The following is an 18,098-nucleotide window of genomic DNA, read 5'->3' as shown; positions in this document are numbered from 1 at the left end:
CAAGCAATGCGGCCATAGGGCCATTAACGCCATAGAGGCGGCGAAGGCGGGCAAGGCGTAGCGCACTCATAGCGCCTCCCCATCGGCAAGCGCCTTGGCTGAGGGTGGATAGGTCAAAGCGGCGATGTCGGTGCCTTGTGCCAATCGGTAATGGGCGGTGTTTTCTGGCCCGCGATATTCTGCGATAATCGGCCAATCGTATTTCCTGCGAAGGTTCTCCACGATTGCGGCCAAGCGCCAGCCCTTAGCTTCTCGGATTTCGGTTTTGTGAGAAATGGTGCGGCCTTCAATAAGTGCCTTACACGCCCAGAAAACCTGTGTCGGGCTGGAAAACCAGCGGTCTTGTTTGCTCATTTCATTACCTCGGCTATTGATGCCTCAGGCAAGGTGGTGCTATCCTTACGGTATCCAAATACCGCAGCCAGAACATGCCGCCGCCTGCACAGGGTGGCGGTTTCGTTATGCGGGGGTGCGTTGGGCTTTAGCCTGCTCGATTACGGCCAAAACTTCAGAGCGGGGCCATCGGCTCATCCCGCCCAGCTTTACGGCTTTAGGCACAATGCCTTGCTTTACCCAGCGCCAGAATGTCGGCTCGCTGATTTGCAGTTCCGCTGCGCCCTCGCGGGCGGTCAATAGAGGGTCGGTGATATTCATTTAGGTGCCTCATATGCGTTTGATATGAGGTAATATTGAGGTTGCCGCATCAATTCGAATAGTTAGACAAGTTAAGAAAACATGACGTTAAGTTGCTACAATTCCAATGCGCCATCACCCCCGAAACGCTAATAAATCGGCTCAAAGCAATGCAATTAGAATGGGAAATCCTCTTCCATTGAGGGATAAGGGGGCGAAAAATTCTTTATAGTTTCAGTGCTTTCCCTTGGCGATGTCTCAGCCTCTGTATAGGTCGCCACTGCCCCACCAGTAGTATTCCAATTCACTACAACGGCAACCTCTTCAATTGCCTTTTTTGTTGGCAATCCGTCCTTGCCTACCATCCCGAAAAGCACCGAATTGGCAGTTACCCATTCTTCAACTGTAGCTTTAACACTCGTATTTGGCTTGGCGGACTTAATCGCTTCCCATGCCGCAACAGCGCAAGCTAGCTTTGCAGAATAGCGGGGATGGTTCTTGTCTCTAAATCCTTCAGGCTTACCCTGAGGAAAAAAGAATGTTGGGGCCAAGCCTTTCGTATTTAACCAAGCTTTTAGGTCCTCAACTTGAATTGTGGTTTCGCTCCAGGCCGGTTCTTTGAGGACATACAAAGTTGCCGCATTTTCAATGGTGGAAAATTGGCGATTGGTAAATATTGACGCTTTGAACCCCATGGTGCGAATAAGTGTATCGAACGGCACGCACACCTCATCACCGTCCGCATCCACGACAGAGCTAACATGCCTTCGCTCTCCATCAATATAGTAGTGGTCAGCGAAAATTAGGGTATCGCGCGCACGCAGGCCGATGGTAGCCTTGAGTTTGTCCGATAGAATGGCAAACCTAAGGGCCTTAAAAACCGCGTCAAAGCCTTCATAATCGCGCCGTTGTACTGTTCGCCAAGCGCCGTTTTCATCGCGCACAGCCGTACCGTTATCGTCATAAATATCTATGCGCTCAGAAGGGTCGTTTCCTGTAATCAGAATTGCGGCGTCGATAACCGACAACTCATCTGCTAAGCGCCAATAATCCATCTTGCTCAAGCCCACACTATTTCCCCTTCACCATCTGCAAAATCTGCCCATTCTGGCCTGTCACATGCTTTGCCCAACGTGCCATCAATGCCCGCCGCTGTTCAAGAAAATCAGTGCGGCGATAAGCGCGCTCTACCGAACCGCCCACCATATGGCCCAGACAGGTTTCTGCGACTTCATGCGGCGTGTCAGTGGTTTCTGCTATCCAATCGCGCAAGCTAGAACGAAAGCCATGCGGGCGAGCTTCCATCTGGGCGCGTTCCATCAACCGCGACATAGTGGCGTCTGAAATTACACCCTTGCGAACGCTTGGGAACATACAGCCATCACGGGCAAGGCGCTGGGCCTGCGCTATCACTTCCTGCGCTTCAACTGACAACGGCACCCGAAAATCTGCCGTAGTATCTTTTCTGCCCTTCATAGCTTCGCCGGGGATAGTCCAAATATCGCCTTCGATCTGTTCCTCGCGCATAAACCGCAAAGGGGCAGAGCGAACGCCCGTTAGAATCAGTAAGCGCAAGGCAAGATGCGTTATCGTGCCCTCGTTCAAGCTGTCATAGAATGCGGGCACCTCTTGCCATGGCAGGGCGGGCACGTTCTGCGCTTTATGCCGTTGCCGCCCAAGCAGTGCCTTTGCCTTTTCGGTCGCCTGTAAATCCACATCCAAGCCCAGCGCAGCGCCATGTTTGAGGCATATGCCCAGACGGTTCATAGCCTTTCGGGCGGTTTCGGCTTTGCTGTGCCAGATTGGCGCAAGGCAGTCGCGAATATCGGTCTGGTCAATTTCAGCAACGGGCACCTTGCCCAGCTTGGGCAGAATGTGCAGCGCAAGCGGGCTAAACCATCGGCCTGCCAGCCCGTCACCCTTCAATTCGGCCTTGCGGCTTTCAAAGGCATCCTCGGCAATGTCTTTGAGCAGGTGCATATTGCGGGCGGCAACACGGCGCAGGCGTTCACGCTCTTTAATCGGGTCCACGCCATTGCGGGCGGTGTTGCGCCATTGCTCGGCTTTGGTGCGCGCATCCTTCAAGCTAATCTCGGAAATACCACCCAAGCCCATTTCCCGCCGCCTGCCGTGGATGGTCACGCGCAACACCCATTGCCCGCCGCCATCCTCGCGCTTGTGCAACCAAAGCCCGCCACCATCGGAATACTTGCCGGGGGCTTTCGATTTCACTTCTACGGCGGTCAGCTTGTTCAATGCACGGGTCATTCTATCCCCCTTTGTATCCACCCCTATATTTAGCATGGCCTGAGGGTGATTAAAAGTGGCTGATAGCGATTAAGGTATGTAAACAAGGGATTTACGGCATTTTCGATATTTCTGCGCTTTGATTGATACCTAGTGGTAGGTAAAAATATGGTGATTCAATGCCGTCTTCGGGCACCACTTTTCAACTAAAATCAATCGGTTGCGGCTTTCCTCAGATTGGCGATTTTTGTCGCTTTCGGACTTCAAGCCAAATATTTTCCCCAACCTTTACGGGCTTTCACTGCATTTTTCGGTTAACGCACTGAAATATAAATAAAATACAGGCTCCATCAAATTTCCCTCGGCTGCGGACTCACAGCCAGCATGCGCAGGTGTGCGGTTTCGTGTTCACTATCCGGGCGTTGAGCTTGAAGGCGCCTAGCCAATTTCGGAACCTATTGAAATCTAAGCTTTTCGGCGGTTCGACAAGGCTGGCCGGTGGCAGGCACTCGGCGGCCAATGTGGTGCTGCTGCGGTTTTACCAAAAGTACTGCATGCGCCGTGCCGCAAGTCCACCTGCCTAAAACTCACAACATGGGCAGGGCCGTCATTGACCCCGCAGGATCAACGGCGGCTTTTGGATGGGCGCCAACAAGGCGACAGGGCAAGAAAAGGAACCAATTTCTTATACCTGACTAAAGTTATAAGGTTTACATTCCCAACAAAAAACATAAGGTATAGCCGATATTTGATTTCTGGAGACCCAAAGAATGCGACCAAGCAATATTTCTATGACATTGGTTCTTGCGATTAGCGCAACCGGCGCCTTTGCACAGGACCGTGGGGCCGTCGTGGCCACCTATGCCGATATCGCCGAAGCCGCATATAGCGACAGCCTGCTCACAGCAAAAGCCCTTCAGTCCGCGGTCAAAACGCTGATCGCAACACCGTCCGAAGAATCTCTGGCAGACGCCCGATTAGCCTGGCTTGCCGCCCGCGTCCCCTATATGCAGACCGAGGTCTATCGCTTTGGCAATCCGATTGTAGACGACTGGGAAGGCAAATTGAACGCCTGGCCGTTGGATGAAGGTTTAATCGACTATGTCGCGCCCGGCTATTTCGGATCACAGGAAAACGATCAGGCCGAATTGAACGTGATCGCCAACCCCGAATTCATGCTATCCGGCAAAAAAATTGATGCCCGCGAAATCACGGCTGACCTTTTGTCGAATGTGCTGCAAGAAGCGGATCAAAACGAAGCCAATGTCGCCACCGGCTATCACGCCATCGAGTTCCTGCTTTGGGGGCAGGATCTAGTCAGCGACGCCCCCACCGCCGGCCAACGGCCCTACACGGATTTTGTTCAAGGTGCCGGTTGTACGGGCGGAAACTGTGACCGCAGGGCGCAATATCTTTCGGTCGCCACCGATCTTCTGGTGACTGACCTTGAATGGATGGTTGGCCAATGGGGAAAAACCGGCCCGGCCCGCCTTGCCGTGACGGATAACCCTGATCTCGGTGTCGCGGCCATCCTGACGGGTATCGGCAACCTGTCTTATGGCGAAATGGCAGGCCAGCGGGTCAAACTGGGCCTCATCTTGCACGACCCAGAGGAAGAGCATGATTGTTTTTCAGACAACACACCCGCAAGCCACCACTTTGACGTTCTGGGCATGCATAACGTTTATACCGGCACCTATCGGCGTATTGACGGGACGGTCGTTTCAGGCCCTTCCTTGCAAAACATAGTCGCCGAAAAAGATCCGGCTCTTGCCAAGGCGCTTGATACGGAACTGAATACCACTCTTGCCTCTACGCAGGCCTTGCGCGATGCAGCGGCGGCGGGCATGAGCTATGACATGATGTTGCAAGTGGGAAATGCCAAAGGCGAAGCCATGATCACGGCTGTTGTCGATAATTTGGTTGCCCAATCGCGATCGGTTGAAAGGATTTCTTCGGTACTGGATTTGTCTGGTGTCGTTTTAGAAGGCGACAGTACGCTTGATGCTGCTGGAGAGGTCTTTAAGTGATACAATCTGCCCGTTCCCTTTGCCCAAGGGTTGCCCGTTTTGGTGCCGTTCTGGCCATTTCATTGCCGGGTGCTGTATATGGTCAAAGCCTGCCTGATTTTCAGCTTCCGCTAATGCCCCGCACGGCCAAAGAAGCAGCCCGAATCGGGGCTGTGACTGCGCCGACCACCGATTTCACACGGCCCGAGCGTTTCGAAGAAAAGCCCGCAGGCGCGGCAACTGTTCGTGCGCGACCGAATGCAGATGCATTCTCGGACCCATCGGCGAACATCGGGCTTGAAGGGCGAATGACGTTCAACCTTGGGAACGGGCTATTTACAAAGACTTGGGTTTCGGCCCCCTCATCCACCACAGCATCGGACGGGTTAGGCCCGATCTTTAACGCACGCGCCTGTCAGGCATGTCACCTAAAGGACGGCCGGGGGCACCCGCCCCAGGCCCGGACGAAACTCCGGTCGCAATCTTTCTGCGGCTGTCTTTGCCTGCAGATCATGCCGCCGAAATGCAAGAAATCTCTGACTGGATAGCAACCCGGAATGACCCGACTTATGGCGGGCAGCTTCAGAACTTCTCGTTGCCCGGCATTCCGGCCGAAGGCCAGATGCACACAGATTGGACCGAAATGCCCGTGGCATTGGCGGGCGGCGAAGTTGTCAACCTGCGGGCACCGATCTATTCGATTTCTAACCCGGCCTACGGCCCTCTGGACCCGGATTTGATGATCTCGCCGCGTGTTGCCCCGCAGATGATCGGACTTGGCTTGATGGAGGCAATTCCGGCCAAGGACATTCTTGCCCTTGCCGACCCCGACGATGCCGATGGGGATGGCATTTCCGGCCGCCCGAATATCGTGATGTCGGCCGAGTTCGGAAAGCCGATGCTCGGGCGGTTCGGACACAAGGCAGGCATGCCCACGATCAAAGAGCAGTCCGCCGCAGCATTCTCGGGGGATATGGGGTTATCCACCCCGCTGCACCCGTCAAGTGCGGGGGATTGCACGCAGGCTGAATCCGCCTGTTCTTCTGCGCCAAACGGTGCCGATCCGACAACCGGCGTCGAGGTAAGCGCCGAGTCTCTGGATCTGGTTACCTTTTACGCGCGCAACCTTGGCGTGCCCGAACGTCGCGGGCCCGAACGCCGCGGATTTGACGCCCCCGAAGTTCTGCGCGGCAAGGAAATCTTTTATACGTCAGGTTGCATCGCGTGCCACACGCCCAAATTTGTAACGGGTCGCATGCAGGGCGACGTCGCGCAAAGCTTTCAGTTGGTCTGGCCTTACAGCGACATGCTGCTCCATGACATGGGGGACGGTCTGGCCGATCACCGCCCCGAGGGGCGCGCAACAGGTAGCGAATGGCGGACCGCACCGCTTTGGGGCATTGGCCTGACGGCTCAGGTCTCGGGGCAAGCAACCTTTTTGCACGACGGTCGGGCGCGGTCCATTCTTGAAGCAGTGCTTTGGCACGGGGGCGAGGCGCAAGCGGCCCGCGACCGGATCGTCAACCTGCCAAAAGCCGACCGCGACGCCATTATTCACTTTCTTGAAAGTCTCTGACATGCGCCAATTTGCTCTCATAGCCCTGCTGCTCATGCCGCTTCAGGCCAAAGCGGACGATCCTGTTGACAGGGTTTTGACAAAGGTGGTTTTACCCGGAGTCGAGGATTTTGCCGAAAAGACCGCGACGCTTGCACAGGCCGCGCAAAAGGATTGCACACCCCAAAACCCCGACCTAATTTCCGCTTGGAACGGTGCGATGGATGCATGGTTCGGCATTCAGGACCTGCGGGTAGGGCCGTTGGAAGAAGCCTCCAGGCGTCAGATTATCGCCTTTTGGCCCGACATAGCGGGACATCGTCAACGTGCCCTTGGCCGCATCCTGTCCGGTCAGGACAAGATTCTGCAAACCCCTGAACAATATCATGATGAACCGGTGTCTGCCCGCGGGCTATATGCCATTGAGACGATGCTATTCGACCCGGATTTCAACGGCTACACCACCGCAGATCCCGGATGCGGTCTGGTCAGGGCAGCCTCGGCCGATCTTGCCAATATCGGTGCCGAGGTGAAAACCACCTGGGAAAGCGATTTTGTGACAGTCATGCGCACCGCCGGTTCTGCGCAAAACACCCGCTTTCTCGATACCTCCGAGGCGCGGCAAGTGCTTTTCACGGCCCTGCTGACCAGTCTGCAGTTTGACGTAAATGAACGGCTGGGGCTTCCGCTGGGAACCTTTGACAAGCCGCGCGCATTGCGTGCCGAAGGGCGCTTGTCGGCACGGTCGCAACGAAATCTGGCGCTGTCGCTCGAAAATCACGAAAAACTGGCCTTGGCCCTTGTCGCGGATGAGAACGCGGCAGTCGGCACCCGCGAGGATTTTCAGCGCCTGCGTTGGATGGTATCTGAACTGGACGATCCGGATTTTTCAGGGGTCGATGATCCGGCATCCCGCTTTAAACTGGAAGCAGTGCAAACCGGCATCACCCTTTTGCGCGGCACGGTTAACAAAGAGTTTAGCACGGCTTTGGGCGTGACAATGGGGCTGAACGCCTTGGACGGAGACTGAGAAAATGACGACACGGCGCGGTTTTCTAGGTGGCCTTCTGGCTGCGGGGACAATTCCAACCTTGTCATGGGCAGACGCTGGCAACCCGACATTTGTCGCCGCCGCGCGCGAACCGGATGGAGGCTATGCCCTGTTCGGCCTGACCAGTCAGGGCGAGGATTGCTTTCGCGTTGCACTGCCGGCACGTGGCCATGCGGCCACCGCCCATCCGACCCGCCCCGAAGCCGTTGCATTTGCCCGGCGCCCCGGCACCTATGCCTTGGTCATCAACTGTGCGACCGGCGCCGCGATCCGCACCCTTGCCACGCCTCCCGGTCACGAATTCAACGGCCACGGGGCGTTCTCTCTGGACGGCGACACGCTTTACACGTCTGAAGTGGTTGCCGAAACCGGCGAAGGCCGGATCGGGCTTTGGTCGCGCCGCGCAGACTATACCCGAATGGGGGAAATCGCTTCTGGCGGAATTGGGCCACATGAAATTCTGCGGCTTCCGGGTGCCGAAACGCTGGCTGTCGCAAATGGCGGCATTCGGACCGGGCCCGGCGATCGGAACAAGCTGAACCTCGATACGATGGCGCCCAACCTGACCTATGTGGAACCGGACGGAACCATTGTGCAACAGGTACGCCTTGCCCCGGATGCGAGCAAAGCCTCGATCCGGCACCTGTCGGTGACAAAGCAAGGGCAGATAGCCTTTGCAATGCAGTGGGAGGGCGATATCGCAACCAGCCCTGCGCTTTTGGGCTTGCACCAGCTTGGGGCGGGCAAGCCAATTCTGGCCATGGCCCCGCAAGCGGAACATGACGCAATGCAGGGATATGCCGGTTCTGTCGCGGTTTTCGACTCCGATCGGTTTGTCGCAATTTCCTCGCCAAAGGGCGGTCAGGTGCAAATCTTTGACACCGAGGGCAATTACATCAAAATGCGCGCGCGGCCGGATGTCTGCGGTTTGTCTGCCGTCGACAGGGCTTTGGTGATGACTGACGGGTTCGGCACTTTTCTGAATATGGTTGATGACATGCCCGTATCCCACAGTCGGTCAAACAGAGCATGGGATAACCATCTGATTAGGATCTAACATCGCGCAACCGCCCAGATTGCCCAGCCAAGGGCTGTTGAAACGCTACTCTGGCTTTGCCACAGAATTGGCGCACCCCATTCCCCGCGCTATCCCCTTCGCGCGCCTCAGCCTTGCTGCGGTGCCAGACGCGCCAGAATCGACGCTTGGGTTATCTGGCCGATCACCTTGCCGTCTTTTACAACTTGCAGCGCACCGTCAGCAATTTGCTGGATAACTTCCTGAACCGGCGTCTCGGCCTCAACCAAGGGGCCATCTGACGTGCCCGCCATCATGACATCCCGCGCGGTCAACACCCCCAGCGGGTTCATATGGGTCACGAATTCGGCCACGTATTCATTGATCGGATTGGTGAAAATATCGCGCGGGGTGCCGCATTGCACGATGCGCCCGCCTTCCATTATGGCAATGCGGTTGCCGATCTTGAAAGCCTCGTCCAGATCATGGCTGACAAAGATGATGGTGCGGTTGCGTTTGCGCTGCAAATCCAGCAACTCGTCCTGCAATTTGCTGCGGATCAGCGGGTCGAGCGCCGAGAACGGCTCATCCATCAGCAAAATCGGCGCATCGGTCGTAAAGGCGCGGGCAAGGCCAACCCGTTGCTGCATCCCGCCCGACAATTCCCCAACCAGCGCATCGGCGCGATCGGCAAGCCCGACCAGCCCCAATTCCTCATCAACGCGCTTGTTGCGCTCGGCTTTGCCCATGCCTGACAGCTCAAGCCCCAAGCCGACATTGTCGCGCACAGTGCGCCACGGCAGCAACCCGAATTGCTGGAAAACCATCGAAACGCATTCACGCCGCACACGCCGCAGCTCGGCCGCGGTGCAGCTGTTGATGGCACAAGACCAATCGTCAACATTGATCTGCACATCACCCCTGATCACCGGATTCAATCCGTTCACGGCCCGCAACAGCGTCGATTTCCCCGACCCTGACAGCCCCATCAAAACCAGAATTTCACCCGGCTCAACACTCAGCGAGCAATTATGCACACCCAGAACCTGCCCGGTTTGCGCGCGGATTTCGGCGCGCTCCATCCCTTGGTCCATCAAGGGCAAGGCCGATTGCGGGTCATCGCCAAAGACGATCGATACGTTGTCAAAGACTACCGCGCTCATTTATTCACCCTCAGCATACGGTCAAGCAAGATCGCCACTGCCACAATCACAAATCCCGATTCAAACCCCAAGCCCGGATCATTGCGCCCCAAGGCCTGCACAACAGGCTTGCCCAATCCATTCGCGCCAACATAGGCCGAGATCACAACCATCGAGAGCGACAGCATGATAACCTGATTAAGCCCCGCCATGATCTGCGGGAAAGCATAGGGCAATTCAACCTTCCACAGCTTTTGCGATGGCGTGGCGCCAAAGGCCTCGGCGGCTTCAAGCAAGCCGGTCGGGGTTTTTGACACGCCCAGATACGTCAGCCTGATCGGGGCGGGCAGCACGAAAATAACCGTGGCGAACAGGCCGGGCACCATGCCCAACCCGAAAAACACAATGGCAGGGATCAGATACACAAAGGCCGGCAGCGTCTGCATCAGATCGAGAATCGGGCTAAGCGATTGATAGGCCCGCGGCCGGTGCGCCAGAAAGATGCCAATCGGCACGCCCAGCCCCATGCAGACCACACAAGACGAAACCACCAGCGCAAGGCTGTCGGTCGTTTCGTCCCAATAGCCCTGATTGATTACGAAAAACAGGCAGGCAAGAACCAGCAGGCAAACCTTCCAAGACCGTTGCAGCACCCAAGTCAGCGCCAGAAACAGGATGACAATGACCCAAGAGGGCGGGGTTTGCAGGCTCCAGACAATTCCGTCGATCATCCAGTTCAGCCCGTCGCTCAGCAGGTCAAATGCGGGCCGTCCGTTGGATTTCAACCAATCGACAATGCTTTCAGACCAATCCCCGACCGGAATCTTGTAATCTGTCAACCAGTTCATCCATATTCCCCTATCGGTAAAAAGGGGGCCAACTGGTGGCCCCCTTTGGTGTTTACTTTGCCAAAGCGGCGGTTACTGCAGCGACGGCGTCGCCACCATCAATGGTCGTCACACCATCCAGCCACGGTGTCCAGGCAGCGGTATTGGCCGCAAGCCATGCCTTTGCGGCAGCGTCAGGCTCGACCTTGTCGTTCAGAATGGCCCCCATGATCTCGTTCTCCATCGACAACGAGAAAGACAGGTTTTGCAACAGCTTGCCGGTGTTCGGGCATTCCGCAACATAGCCCGCGCGGGTGTTGGTGGCGACAATTGCGCCGCCAAGGTCGGCACCGAAATAATCGTCACCGCCGGGCAGATAGGTCAGCTTGAAATTCGCGTTCATCGGATGGGGTTCCCAGCCCAGAAACACAACCGGCTCGTTGCGGTCATCCGCACGCTCAACCTGCGCCAACATGCCCTGTTCGGAACTTTCGACCACGTTAAACCCGTCCAGACCAAAAGCATTGGCGTCGATCATATCCTGAATCAGACGGTTGCCGTCATTGCCGGCCTCGATGCCATAGATATTGCCATCCAGCGCGTCTTTGGCCTGCGCAATCGAGGCAAAATCGGTGATGCCTGCCGCAACACCTGCGGCATTGGTTGCCAGCGTGTATTTCGCGCCTTCCAGATTGGTGCGCACAGTGTCAACGGTGCCCGCCTCGCGGTAACTGGCAATATCGCCTTCCATCGTCGGCATCCAGTTGCCCAGGAATACATCAATATCACCCTGCGCCATCGACGCATAAGTGATTGGCACAGACAGAATATCGGTAGAGGTTTTATAGCCAAGCGCCTGAAGCAGAATGGATGTCGTGGCCGTGGTCGCGGTAATATCGGTCCAGCCGACATCAGAAAAACGAACAGTGCCACAATCGGCCAGCGCGGGGCCTGCAGCACAGATTGCAAGAGCGGATAATGTTGATTTAAGGTTCATCTTGGTCTCCCTAGTCTCGTTTTGTTTTTATTGAGTGGTGAGTCAATAAAGAGTGAATCGGCGGCTCTGACAACCCAGAATCCGTAATAGTCAGGTCAAAGTGACCAATATGATGGAAAACGGCATGCCAGAGCATGGCCTTGCATAGCATAGCACTGCACAGCATAACACAGGCAGGGGCACCCAACGCACAAATGCCAGCGCACGGGTTTTCAGGCAATAGCGCCGCCCCAGACCTTGGCCCTGATTGGCCAAAGGCACAAGAAACGAAAACCGCAAGGCGGCCGAAAGCCGCCAGATGGGGAGTATTCTAGACGGGGCATAGTCAGGACGCGATATAGTCAGGACGCGGCAAAATGAACCTGCAGCCAAAAAGCCGCGCCGACAAATGGCCAGCGCGCCCTGAACTGCCGCCTGCCAGCTTGCACCGCATAGCGGCAACCTGCATGCAGCGCGGCTCGTCAGATCACTTGGGCGTGGCGACAAGGCACCGCGCTTTTGCGCCAAGCCGCATGCTGCCATCAGCCTGACGGAACGGGGCCAGCGCAGCGCTGATTGCTGTGTCGAAAGCGGCTTCACCGACGCGCTCTTTGGCCAGCGTCGCAATGCCTGCGGCCCCAAAGCCACGCAGCGCCGTCGCCTCATCGCGGTAATACCAGGGCGAATCCACGTCGAACACCGTCACCGGCGCCAGCCCCGCCTTTTCGGCAAAGGCCCGCAGCGCTGTCACGTCCGACAGGGCAAAAGGGCCGGGGCTGCCGGGCGGGGCAGGGGGCAGCATCGGCCTCATTGCCATGATCAGCGTCGCCGCATCCATGCCGACTGGGTCGCCCCACGTGGTGACGACGACCATACCGCCAGGGCGGGTGACGCGCCCCGCCTCGCGCAGGGCCTTGGCGGGGTCGCTTGCAAACTGGAACGCGTTGAAACCGGTCACCAGGTCAAAGGCGTCATCATCAAAAGGCAGCGCCTCCAGATCGCCTTGCCGGAAATCACCGCTTGGCGTGCGTTCACGGGCAATCGCCAGCATCCCTTCGGCCGCATCGATCCCCGAAACCTGCGCCCCTAATGAGGCCGAAAGAGACGCCGCCATCCCCGCTCCACAGCCCGCGTCCATATGCCGGGTGCCCTGCCGCACACCGGCATGGGCCAGCACCGCGTGATAGGCGGCGGCGAACTGACCCTCTTGAATATCGGCCCAGTCACGCGCTTGTGCGCCCCACAGACGGCCATTGGTTTCTGATGTTCCCGCCATTTTGCCACTCCAAATCAATAGGTTGTGTCACTATTACCTGTGTTCTTGTTGCCCGCGCAGACGCGTGTGCCAGTTTCGCCACCTGCGTGCGCGCAGGCGCCGTCCATCTGAAACGGCCAGAATTGGCCATCCTGTTCGCCGTACTTCGGCAATGTCGGGTTTCACAGCTCAGGGCAGGCAGCCGATACCCTCGCGCCTACCCTCCCGCCCTGTCAGGGTTCCGCCTAGGCTACGCGGGCAGGGTAAAACGCATCCCCGTCAACCCTGCCTGCTGCGCCCAAACGCCTCTGTTTCCAGATGCCTTCAGCCCTGCGGCGCCTTATATGCGCCCGTCACCTTGCCAGCCAACGCCAACGCCGCCATCGCATCGGCCGCCGTCATCAGCTTGACAGTGTTCGACTTGGAAATGGTACCCGCCGATCCAACCGCCGCCGCGCCCGCCATCATCATCTTGTCATCCGGCCCTTCGATCAGGCAGATCACATCATATTCCCCGAATGCAAAGAACAGATTATGCAGCTTGCCGCCAAGCGCCTCGATCAGCTTGCGGGCCGCCGCCTCGCGGTCGGACGGGCTGGCAACCATCGCCTTGATCGCCTCTTTCGAATAGCTAAGTTGATAGAGATAGAACGCCATGTCGTTTCCTCCCAATTGCTGTTTTGGCCGGGGAATTCTGCTGTCCCCAGCCTTCCAAACCCCAGCCTTGCAAACATACGCTTCTGGGCCTTTGGCGGCTATCAGCGCGGCTAAAATCTTCTAAATCCACAGGTGTATTTCGGGCGGCAACACAGCCGCGCCCCAGCGACGAAAGGCGCGGATACGCAGGCCAAATCCGGCCTAGCGCAAACCGTCAGCCGCTTCGGGCGGGGCAAGTCCACCCGCTATGCGAAAGAACATATGCGCACGCGCAAGGTAATCGGGGTTCGTGGTCAGCCAACGCCCGGCCAGCCGCGCTGCGACCAGTGTCGGGGCTATCGCGCTGACCTGTTCAAAGGCCTCGGCCGCGCGGTCCATCCGCCCAACCCCGACCCAGGCAATGGCGCCAAGGATCAGCGGCGTTGCACTGCCAACAGCCTCGGCAAGGGCGGCATCTGCCGTTTCAGCCGCAGTCTGATAATTGCGGACAGCAAAATGCGCAAACCCCAAAGCGGCCAAAAGCGACCCGCGCGCAGGGTCACGCGGGCTGCGCCGCAAGGCGGCCTCGGTCAGCGGCACAGCTTTGTCCGCATCGCCACTAAACGCCTCGTATAGCCCCAGCCAAGCCAGCGTCACGGCGCAGTTGGGGTTCATCTCATGCGCCTGACGCAATTCCTGCAGGCCAACCTCGGCGTTGCGGTGCATGGAATGCAGCAAACCGCGGATGCGCCGCGCGTGATGATCGGTCGGGTCGGCGGCTATGGCCTGTGTTGCGGCGTCGATCCCTGCGGTCAGGGTATCTGCCACCGAAGGCGTTGTCGCGTGATAGATATGCCACCACGCCACCCACGCCAAAACCCGCCACGCCACCCCCGACATCGGGTCCAGCGCAAGCGCTTGCCGCGCCAGCCCGTCCGCCGCATCGCGCGCGCGGCGGTCATAGGTCATATCGCCCGCCGAAACCACCGACCAGGCACGCAATGCCAAACCCCTTGCCGTAAGGTTTTCCATCGGCGTCACTCTTATCCGCTCGGCCTCTGCGCGGTCAATCTGGGGGGCAAGGCAGGTCACAATCGCCCGCGCCACCTGCGCCTGCGTGTCAAAAGACGCCGAAAAATCCCGGTCAAAATTTTCAGCCCAGACATGACAGCCCGTCGTGGCATCAACCAGTTGTGCTGCCACCCGCGCGCGGTCTGCCGTGGCGCGCACGCTGCCCTCAACCGCATAACGCACCCCCAACTCGCGCGATATCGCACGCAGATCGCGCGGCCTGTCTCGATAAACAAAGGCCGAGTTGCGGGCAACGACGAACAGATCGCGAAAACGCGACAGTTCTGTCGTAATATCCTCGACAAAGCCGTCAGCGAACCAATCCAGATCAGGATCTCCGCCAAAATTGTTGAACGGTAAAACCACCACCGATGGCCGGTCTGGCAAGGCCAGCGCCGCGCTGGGCACAACCTCCAGCCCGAAACGCAACCCCCTGCCGGGCACGGTAAGGATAGCATCCCCGCCCAGAATTTTGCGCAGATTGGCCACCTGCACATTCAGGTTATTCTCGCCCACCACCACATCGGGCCAGACGGCGGCCATAATCTCGTCACGCCCGACCACCCGCTCGCGATGGGTAATCAGCAAATCCAGTAAATCAAAGGCGCGCGCCCCGATCGGAACAATGTCCAAAGCGCGGGTAAGCTGCCGTGTCCGGCGCTGTAATACGAAATCTGAAAAGCAAATGCTGTCCATTGCCTTTTAAGTTCCAGAAACCAAGTCAAAGCATAGCGAGGGCCCCGCAAAATGCGACTGGAAAAAGATCATTCCTAAAACAGGGTTTCTTTGGCGTTGGTCCAAGTTTTTTGCCGGAGTATGGCGCGGCTTGGTGCCCTATATGTCACCCGCCGCTTGCTCTTGGCAGGGCGGGCATCAGATGCCATCAGCCTCATTTCCATCACGGCAAGCATGGCCATACCCGCCAACTCGCGTGCTCTCTCAAGGCCGAGAGCGCCGCTCTGGCCAAAGGTTAATGTCGGGTAAAGACAATTCCCTAAACTGTTTTAATTCAATGGCTTGATGAGGTGTCCGCGCGCGGTCATTGCGCGGACATTGCGCGAAAATTTCGGGCCAAGCCTCAGTTTTTCTTGGCATCATCCACGATATTCAGCTTCGCGACGCCGCTTTCCCCCAGCGGAATCGAGGCAAACGGCCCACCATGGCACATATCTGTCGGGTCCAGCGGGTTCAAAGGCGCCGAGGACGCCATTATTTCAGCGGCAAAAACTTCGGCATTATCCTTGGGCCGGTACCCCAGATAGCTGGCCTTTGAATTATCGAGCGGCGACCGATCATTGTTTGAAACGCCATAAATCACAGTAAAGCCCGTGACCGGCGTATCAATCGCCCGCGTCACCAGATGGATCAGATCATCATAGCTCAGCCAAGACCCCAAAGCCCGCAGATTGCCAACTTTGGCCGCGCTCGCGATCCGCATGCAGACCGCTTCAACCCCACGCTTTTCCCAGTAAAGGCTTGCCAGATCTTCGGCAAAACATTTTGCCAGCCCGTAAAACGTGTCGGGCCGGTGCGCGACATCGGTGCCGATAAACTGGTTTTTCGGATACATCCCCACCGCATGGATAGACGAGGCATAGACCACCCGCCGCACCTTGTTCTGATAGGCCGCTTCCCAGATATTATACGCCCCGATGATGTTGGACGGCAAAATCTGGTCCCACGGCGCCTCATCCCCGATGGCCCCGAAATGCACCACCATATCCGCCCCGGCCAGCAAGTCGACCATCGGCGCCAGCTCGGCCAGATCGGCCTGAACATAACGTTCATTCGGGTAGAGCTTGCCGATATCGGCCACTCGATCGGTCGTTACCAATTTGTCGCACAGCTTGGACAGCGGTTCGCGCAAATAGGATCCAAGCCGCCCTGCGGCCCCCGTCAATACCAGTTTTTTCATCGGTCACGCCTTTTGTGATTGTCGTCGATCTGGCCTGACCCTAGGCCCCATGCCGCGCTTGGGCAAGCATCGGTTGCCTGCTTATTCCGGCATAAACGCCCGCAAAACGCGGCGGGTGGCGGCGACCATCGGATCGTGGGTTTCTTTCAATATCGTTACGCGGTCAAAGCGGCTGGGATCGCTGTTAACCGCCGTACGCAGGGCATCGCCAAAAGCCATGCGCAGCTCGGTTCCGATGTTGAATTTGCAGATGTTCGAGCCCCGCGCCAGTTCTGTACGCTGGGCCACGGGCACGCCGGACCCGCCGTGAATAACCAGCGGCACTGTCGTCACCGCCTCAATCGCGCGGATGCGGGCGATATCCAGCCCGCCCTCTTTATCTTGCTGCAAATGGACATTGCCAACCGAGATGGCCATCCCATCGACGCCTGTTTCCCGCGCAAATTTCGCGGCCTCATCCGGATCGGTGCCGGCCGAGTTTTCGCCTTTGGCATAGCCGACAAAACCGATCTCACCTTCGCAAGAAATGCCTGCCGCATGGGCCATCGCGGCGATCTCTGCCGTCTCGTCGATATTCTGCGCCAAGGGCTTGCGCGACCCATCAAACATCAGCGAGGTAAAGCCGCTGTCCAGCGCCTCGCGGCATTCCTGCATCGTATAGCCGTGGTCCAGATGGGCGACGACCGGCACCGAGGCATGCTCCGCCAGATGCCGGAACATTTTGCCCAAAATTGGCAACGGCGTGTGGGCGCGGCACGAAGGCCCCGCTTGCAAGATCACGGGGCAGCCTTCGGCCTCGGCGGCGGCGACAAAGGCGCGCATATCCTCCCACCCCAATGTCACCAAACCGGCCACGGCATAGCGCCCTGCCAGCGCGGGTTGCAGCACCTGCGATAATGTGGCCAGCGTCATTTGAATTTCGCGATCATGTCTTTGATGCCGGGGATCGTTTCAATCTGATAGGCATGGGTAGGCTGGAAATATTGCACGAGGCTGCGCTGTGACAGCCCGCCCAAAATCGTAAAGTAATACATCTCATACCCCGGCATCACGGCGCAGGGGTGATAGCCGCTTTTCAAAGTGATCGTAGAGCCGTCCATCAGTTGATAGGCATCGCCGGGCTTGCCCTCTTCATGCTGGATGATTTGTACGCCCGAGCCGTGATTGGGACGGAAGCGGAAGTTATAGGTTTCATCATGGCGCGTTTCGATGATGTTGCCTGCGGCATCTTTGCGGTCGGTGTCATGCTTATGCGCCGGAAAGCCGGACCAGCCGCCCTGACCCACGGTGAACAGCTCGCTGACCAGCAGGCGGCCCACTTTGTCATGGTATTTTGTGCCAAGGATGTGCTTGATTTTGCGATGGGTTTTGGTGTCATCCGACCCGTATTGCACCTTGTCGATATCGGCCACACGCACGTCAAATGGCTCCAGAACCTTGTCATAACGCGCCCCGGCGATAAAGGTTTCGGTATCGCGTACAGCGACTATTGTCACCTTGGCGCCCACGGGAATATAGACGCCTTCGGGCTCGCCATCCCACACGTCGGCGGTACGGTTGCCGAGCGATTTATACGCGAGCCCTTCGACCAACACATCAACAGTGCCCGTGGCAGGCACGATGCAGGTTTCATAGCCCGGCACCTGGTACTCAAACGCTTCGCCCGCCTTTAGCTTGACGATGTTGAAATAGTTTAGGGGAACATTGGCATCATCGGCGTCAATGATAGGTTTGTTCTTATTGTCATGGGGGGCGAAATGCATTGG

At 57.6% G+C, this 18,098-nt stretch carries 16 protein-coding genes and 1 pseudogene; 4 read left to right on the top strand and 13 right to left on the bottom strand.

From position 1 onward, the window contains the following. Positions 1-66 precede the first annotated feature (66 nt). The 4 genes from AKU79_RS07355 to AKU79_RS07340 form a co-directional block, all read right to left on the bottom strand. On the bottom strand, positions 67-354 hold the full coding sequence (locus tag AKU79_RS07355) for a hypothetical protein (RefSeq protein ID WP_050522941.1): 288 nt from the start codon (positions 352-354) through the stop codon (positions 67-69). Between the two features lie 105 nt (positions 355-459). Continuing rightward, the gene (locus AKU79_RS07350) at positions 460-654 is read right to left on the bottom strand and encodes a helix-turn-helix transcriptional regulator (protein WP_050522940.1); all 195 of its coding nucleotides are present in this window, start codon (positions 652-654) and stop codon (positions 460-462) included. 155 nt (positions 655-809) lie between these two features. Beyond that, positions 810-1,697 (bottom strand): hypothetical protein, encoded by an 888-nt coding sequence (locus AKU79_RS07345; RefSeq protein ID WP_156209545.1) that lies wholly within the window; start codon positions 1,695-1,697, stop codon positions 810-812. Positions 1,698-1,704: 7 nt separating this feature from the next. Continuing rightward, positions 1,705-2,901 carry a tyrosine-type recombinase/integrase gene (locus AKU79_RS07340; protein WP_050522938.1) on the bottom strand — a complete coding sequence of 399 codons (1,197 nt, stop codon included), beginning with the start codon at positions 2,899-2,901 and terminating at the stop codon, positions 1,705-1,707. Positions 2,902-3,671: 770 nt separating this feature from the next. Between AKU79_RS07340 and AKU79_RS07335 the strand changes: the two genes are divergently transcribed. The 4 genes and pseudogenes from AKU79_RS07335 to AKU79_RS07320 all read left to right on the top strand — a co-directional run bounded on the left by AKU79_RS07335 (position 3,672) and on the right by AKU79_RS07320 (position 8,552). After that, entirely contained in the window at positions 3,672-4,910 is a 1,239-nt protein-coding gene (locus AKU79_RS07335; protein WP_231580115.1) for an imelysin family protein, read from the top strand. A 113-nt stretch (positions 4,911-5,023) separates the two neighbouring features. Next, positions 5,024-6,465: pseudogene (locus AKU79_RS07330) on the top strand (di-heme oxidoreductase family protein). Position 6,466: 1 nt separating this feature from the next. Next, positions 6,467-7,474 carry an imelysin family protein gene (locus tag AKU79_RS07325; protein WP_050522936.1) on the top strand — a complete coding sequence of 336 codons (1,008 nt, stop codon included), beginning with the start codon at positions 6,467-6,469 and terminating at the stop codon, positions 7,472-7,474. A 4-nt stretch (positions 7,475-7,478) separates the two neighbouring features. Next, entirely contained in the window at positions 7,479-8,552 is a 1,074-nt protein-coding gene (locus AKU79_RS07320; protein WP_050522935.1) for a DUF1513 domain-containing protein, read from the top strand. A gap of 107 nt (positions 8,553-8,659) precedes the next feature. On the opposite strand, the gene choV is transcribed toward AKU79_RS07320, so the two are convergent. From choV to AKU79_RS07270, 9 genes are all read right to left on the bottom strand, one after another. Further along, a complete protein-coding gene (gene choV / locus AKU79_RS07315) occupies positions 8,660-9,673 on the bottom strand; it encodes a choline ABC transporter ATP-binding protein (RefSeq protein ID WP_050522934.1) in 1,014 nt (337 codons plus the stop codon). Further along, complete coding sequence (gene choW / locus AKU79_RS07310; RefSeq protein WP_050522933.1) at positions 9,670-10,500, bottom strand: choline ABC transporter permease subunit; 831 nt, start codon at positions 10,498-10,500, stop codon at positions 9,670-9,672. The genes choV and choW overlap by 4 nt, the downstream gene beginning before the upstream one ends. A 52-nt stretch (positions 10,501-10,552) precedes the next feature. Continuing rightward, positions 10,553-11,476, bottom strand: coding sequence for a choline ABC transporter substrate-binding protein (gene choX, locus AKU79_RS07305; RefSeq protein ID WP_050522932.1), 924 nt, complete (start codon positions 11,474-11,476; stop codon positions 10,553-10,555). A gap of 466 nt (positions 11,477-11,942) precedes the next feature. Then, entirely contained in the window at positions 11,943-12,731 is a 789-nt protein-coding gene (locus tag AKU79_RS07295) for a class I SAM-dependent methyltransferase (RefSeq protein ID WP_050522930.1), read from the bottom strand. A gap of 303 nt (positions 12,732-13,034) precedes the next feature. Then, the gene (locus AKU79_RS07290; protein WP_050522929.1) at positions 13,035-13,367 is read right to left on the bottom strand and encodes a GYD domain-containing protein; all 333 of its coding nucleotides are present in this window, start codon (positions 13,365-13,367) and stop codon (positions 13,035-13,037) included. 201 nt (positions 13,368-13,568) lie between these two features. After that, positions 13,569-15,113, bottom strand: coding sequence for a winged helix-turn-helix domain-containing tetratricopeptide repeat protein (locus AKU79_RS07285; protein WP_050522928.1), 1,545 nt, complete (start codon positions 15,111-15,113; stop codon positions 13,569-13,571). 382 nt (positions 15,114-15,495) lie between these two features. Then, positions 15,496-16,332 carry an NAD-dependent epimerase/dehydratase family protein gene (locus AKU79_RS07280; protein ID WP_050522927.1) on the bottom strand — a complete coding sequence of 279 codons (837 nt, stop codon included), beginning with the start codon at positions 16,330-16,332 and terminating at the stop codon, positions 15,496-15,498. Between the two features lie 81 nt (positions 16,333-16,413). Next, entirely contained in the window at positions 16,414-17,244 is an 831-nt protein-coding gene (locus tag AKU79_RS07275) for a class II fructose-bisphosphate aldolase (RefSeq protein ID WP_050522926.1), read from the bottom strand. Further along, positions 17,241-18,095 carry a 5-deoxy-glucuronate isomerase gene (locus tag AKU79_RS07270; protein ID WP_050522925.1) on the bottom strand — a complete coding sequence of 285 codons (855 nt, stop codon included), beginning with the start codon at positions 18,093-18,095 and terminating at the stop codon, positions 17,241-17,243. The genes AKU79_RS07275 and AKU79_RS07270 overlap by 4 nt, the downstream gene beginning before the upstream one ends. Between the last annotated feature and the right edge of the window lie 3 nt (positions 18,096-18,098).

The organism is Pseudorhodobacter wandonensis, assembly GCF_001202035.1.
GTDB classification, from domain to species: domain Bacteria; phylum Pseudomonadota; class Alphaproteobacteria; order Rhodobacterales; family Rhodobacteraceae; genus Pseudorhodobacter; species Pseudorhodobacter wandonensis.
The sequence above is the reverse complement of the archived record's forward strand: the minus strand, read 5'-3'. Positions and strand labels throughout refer to the sequence as shown.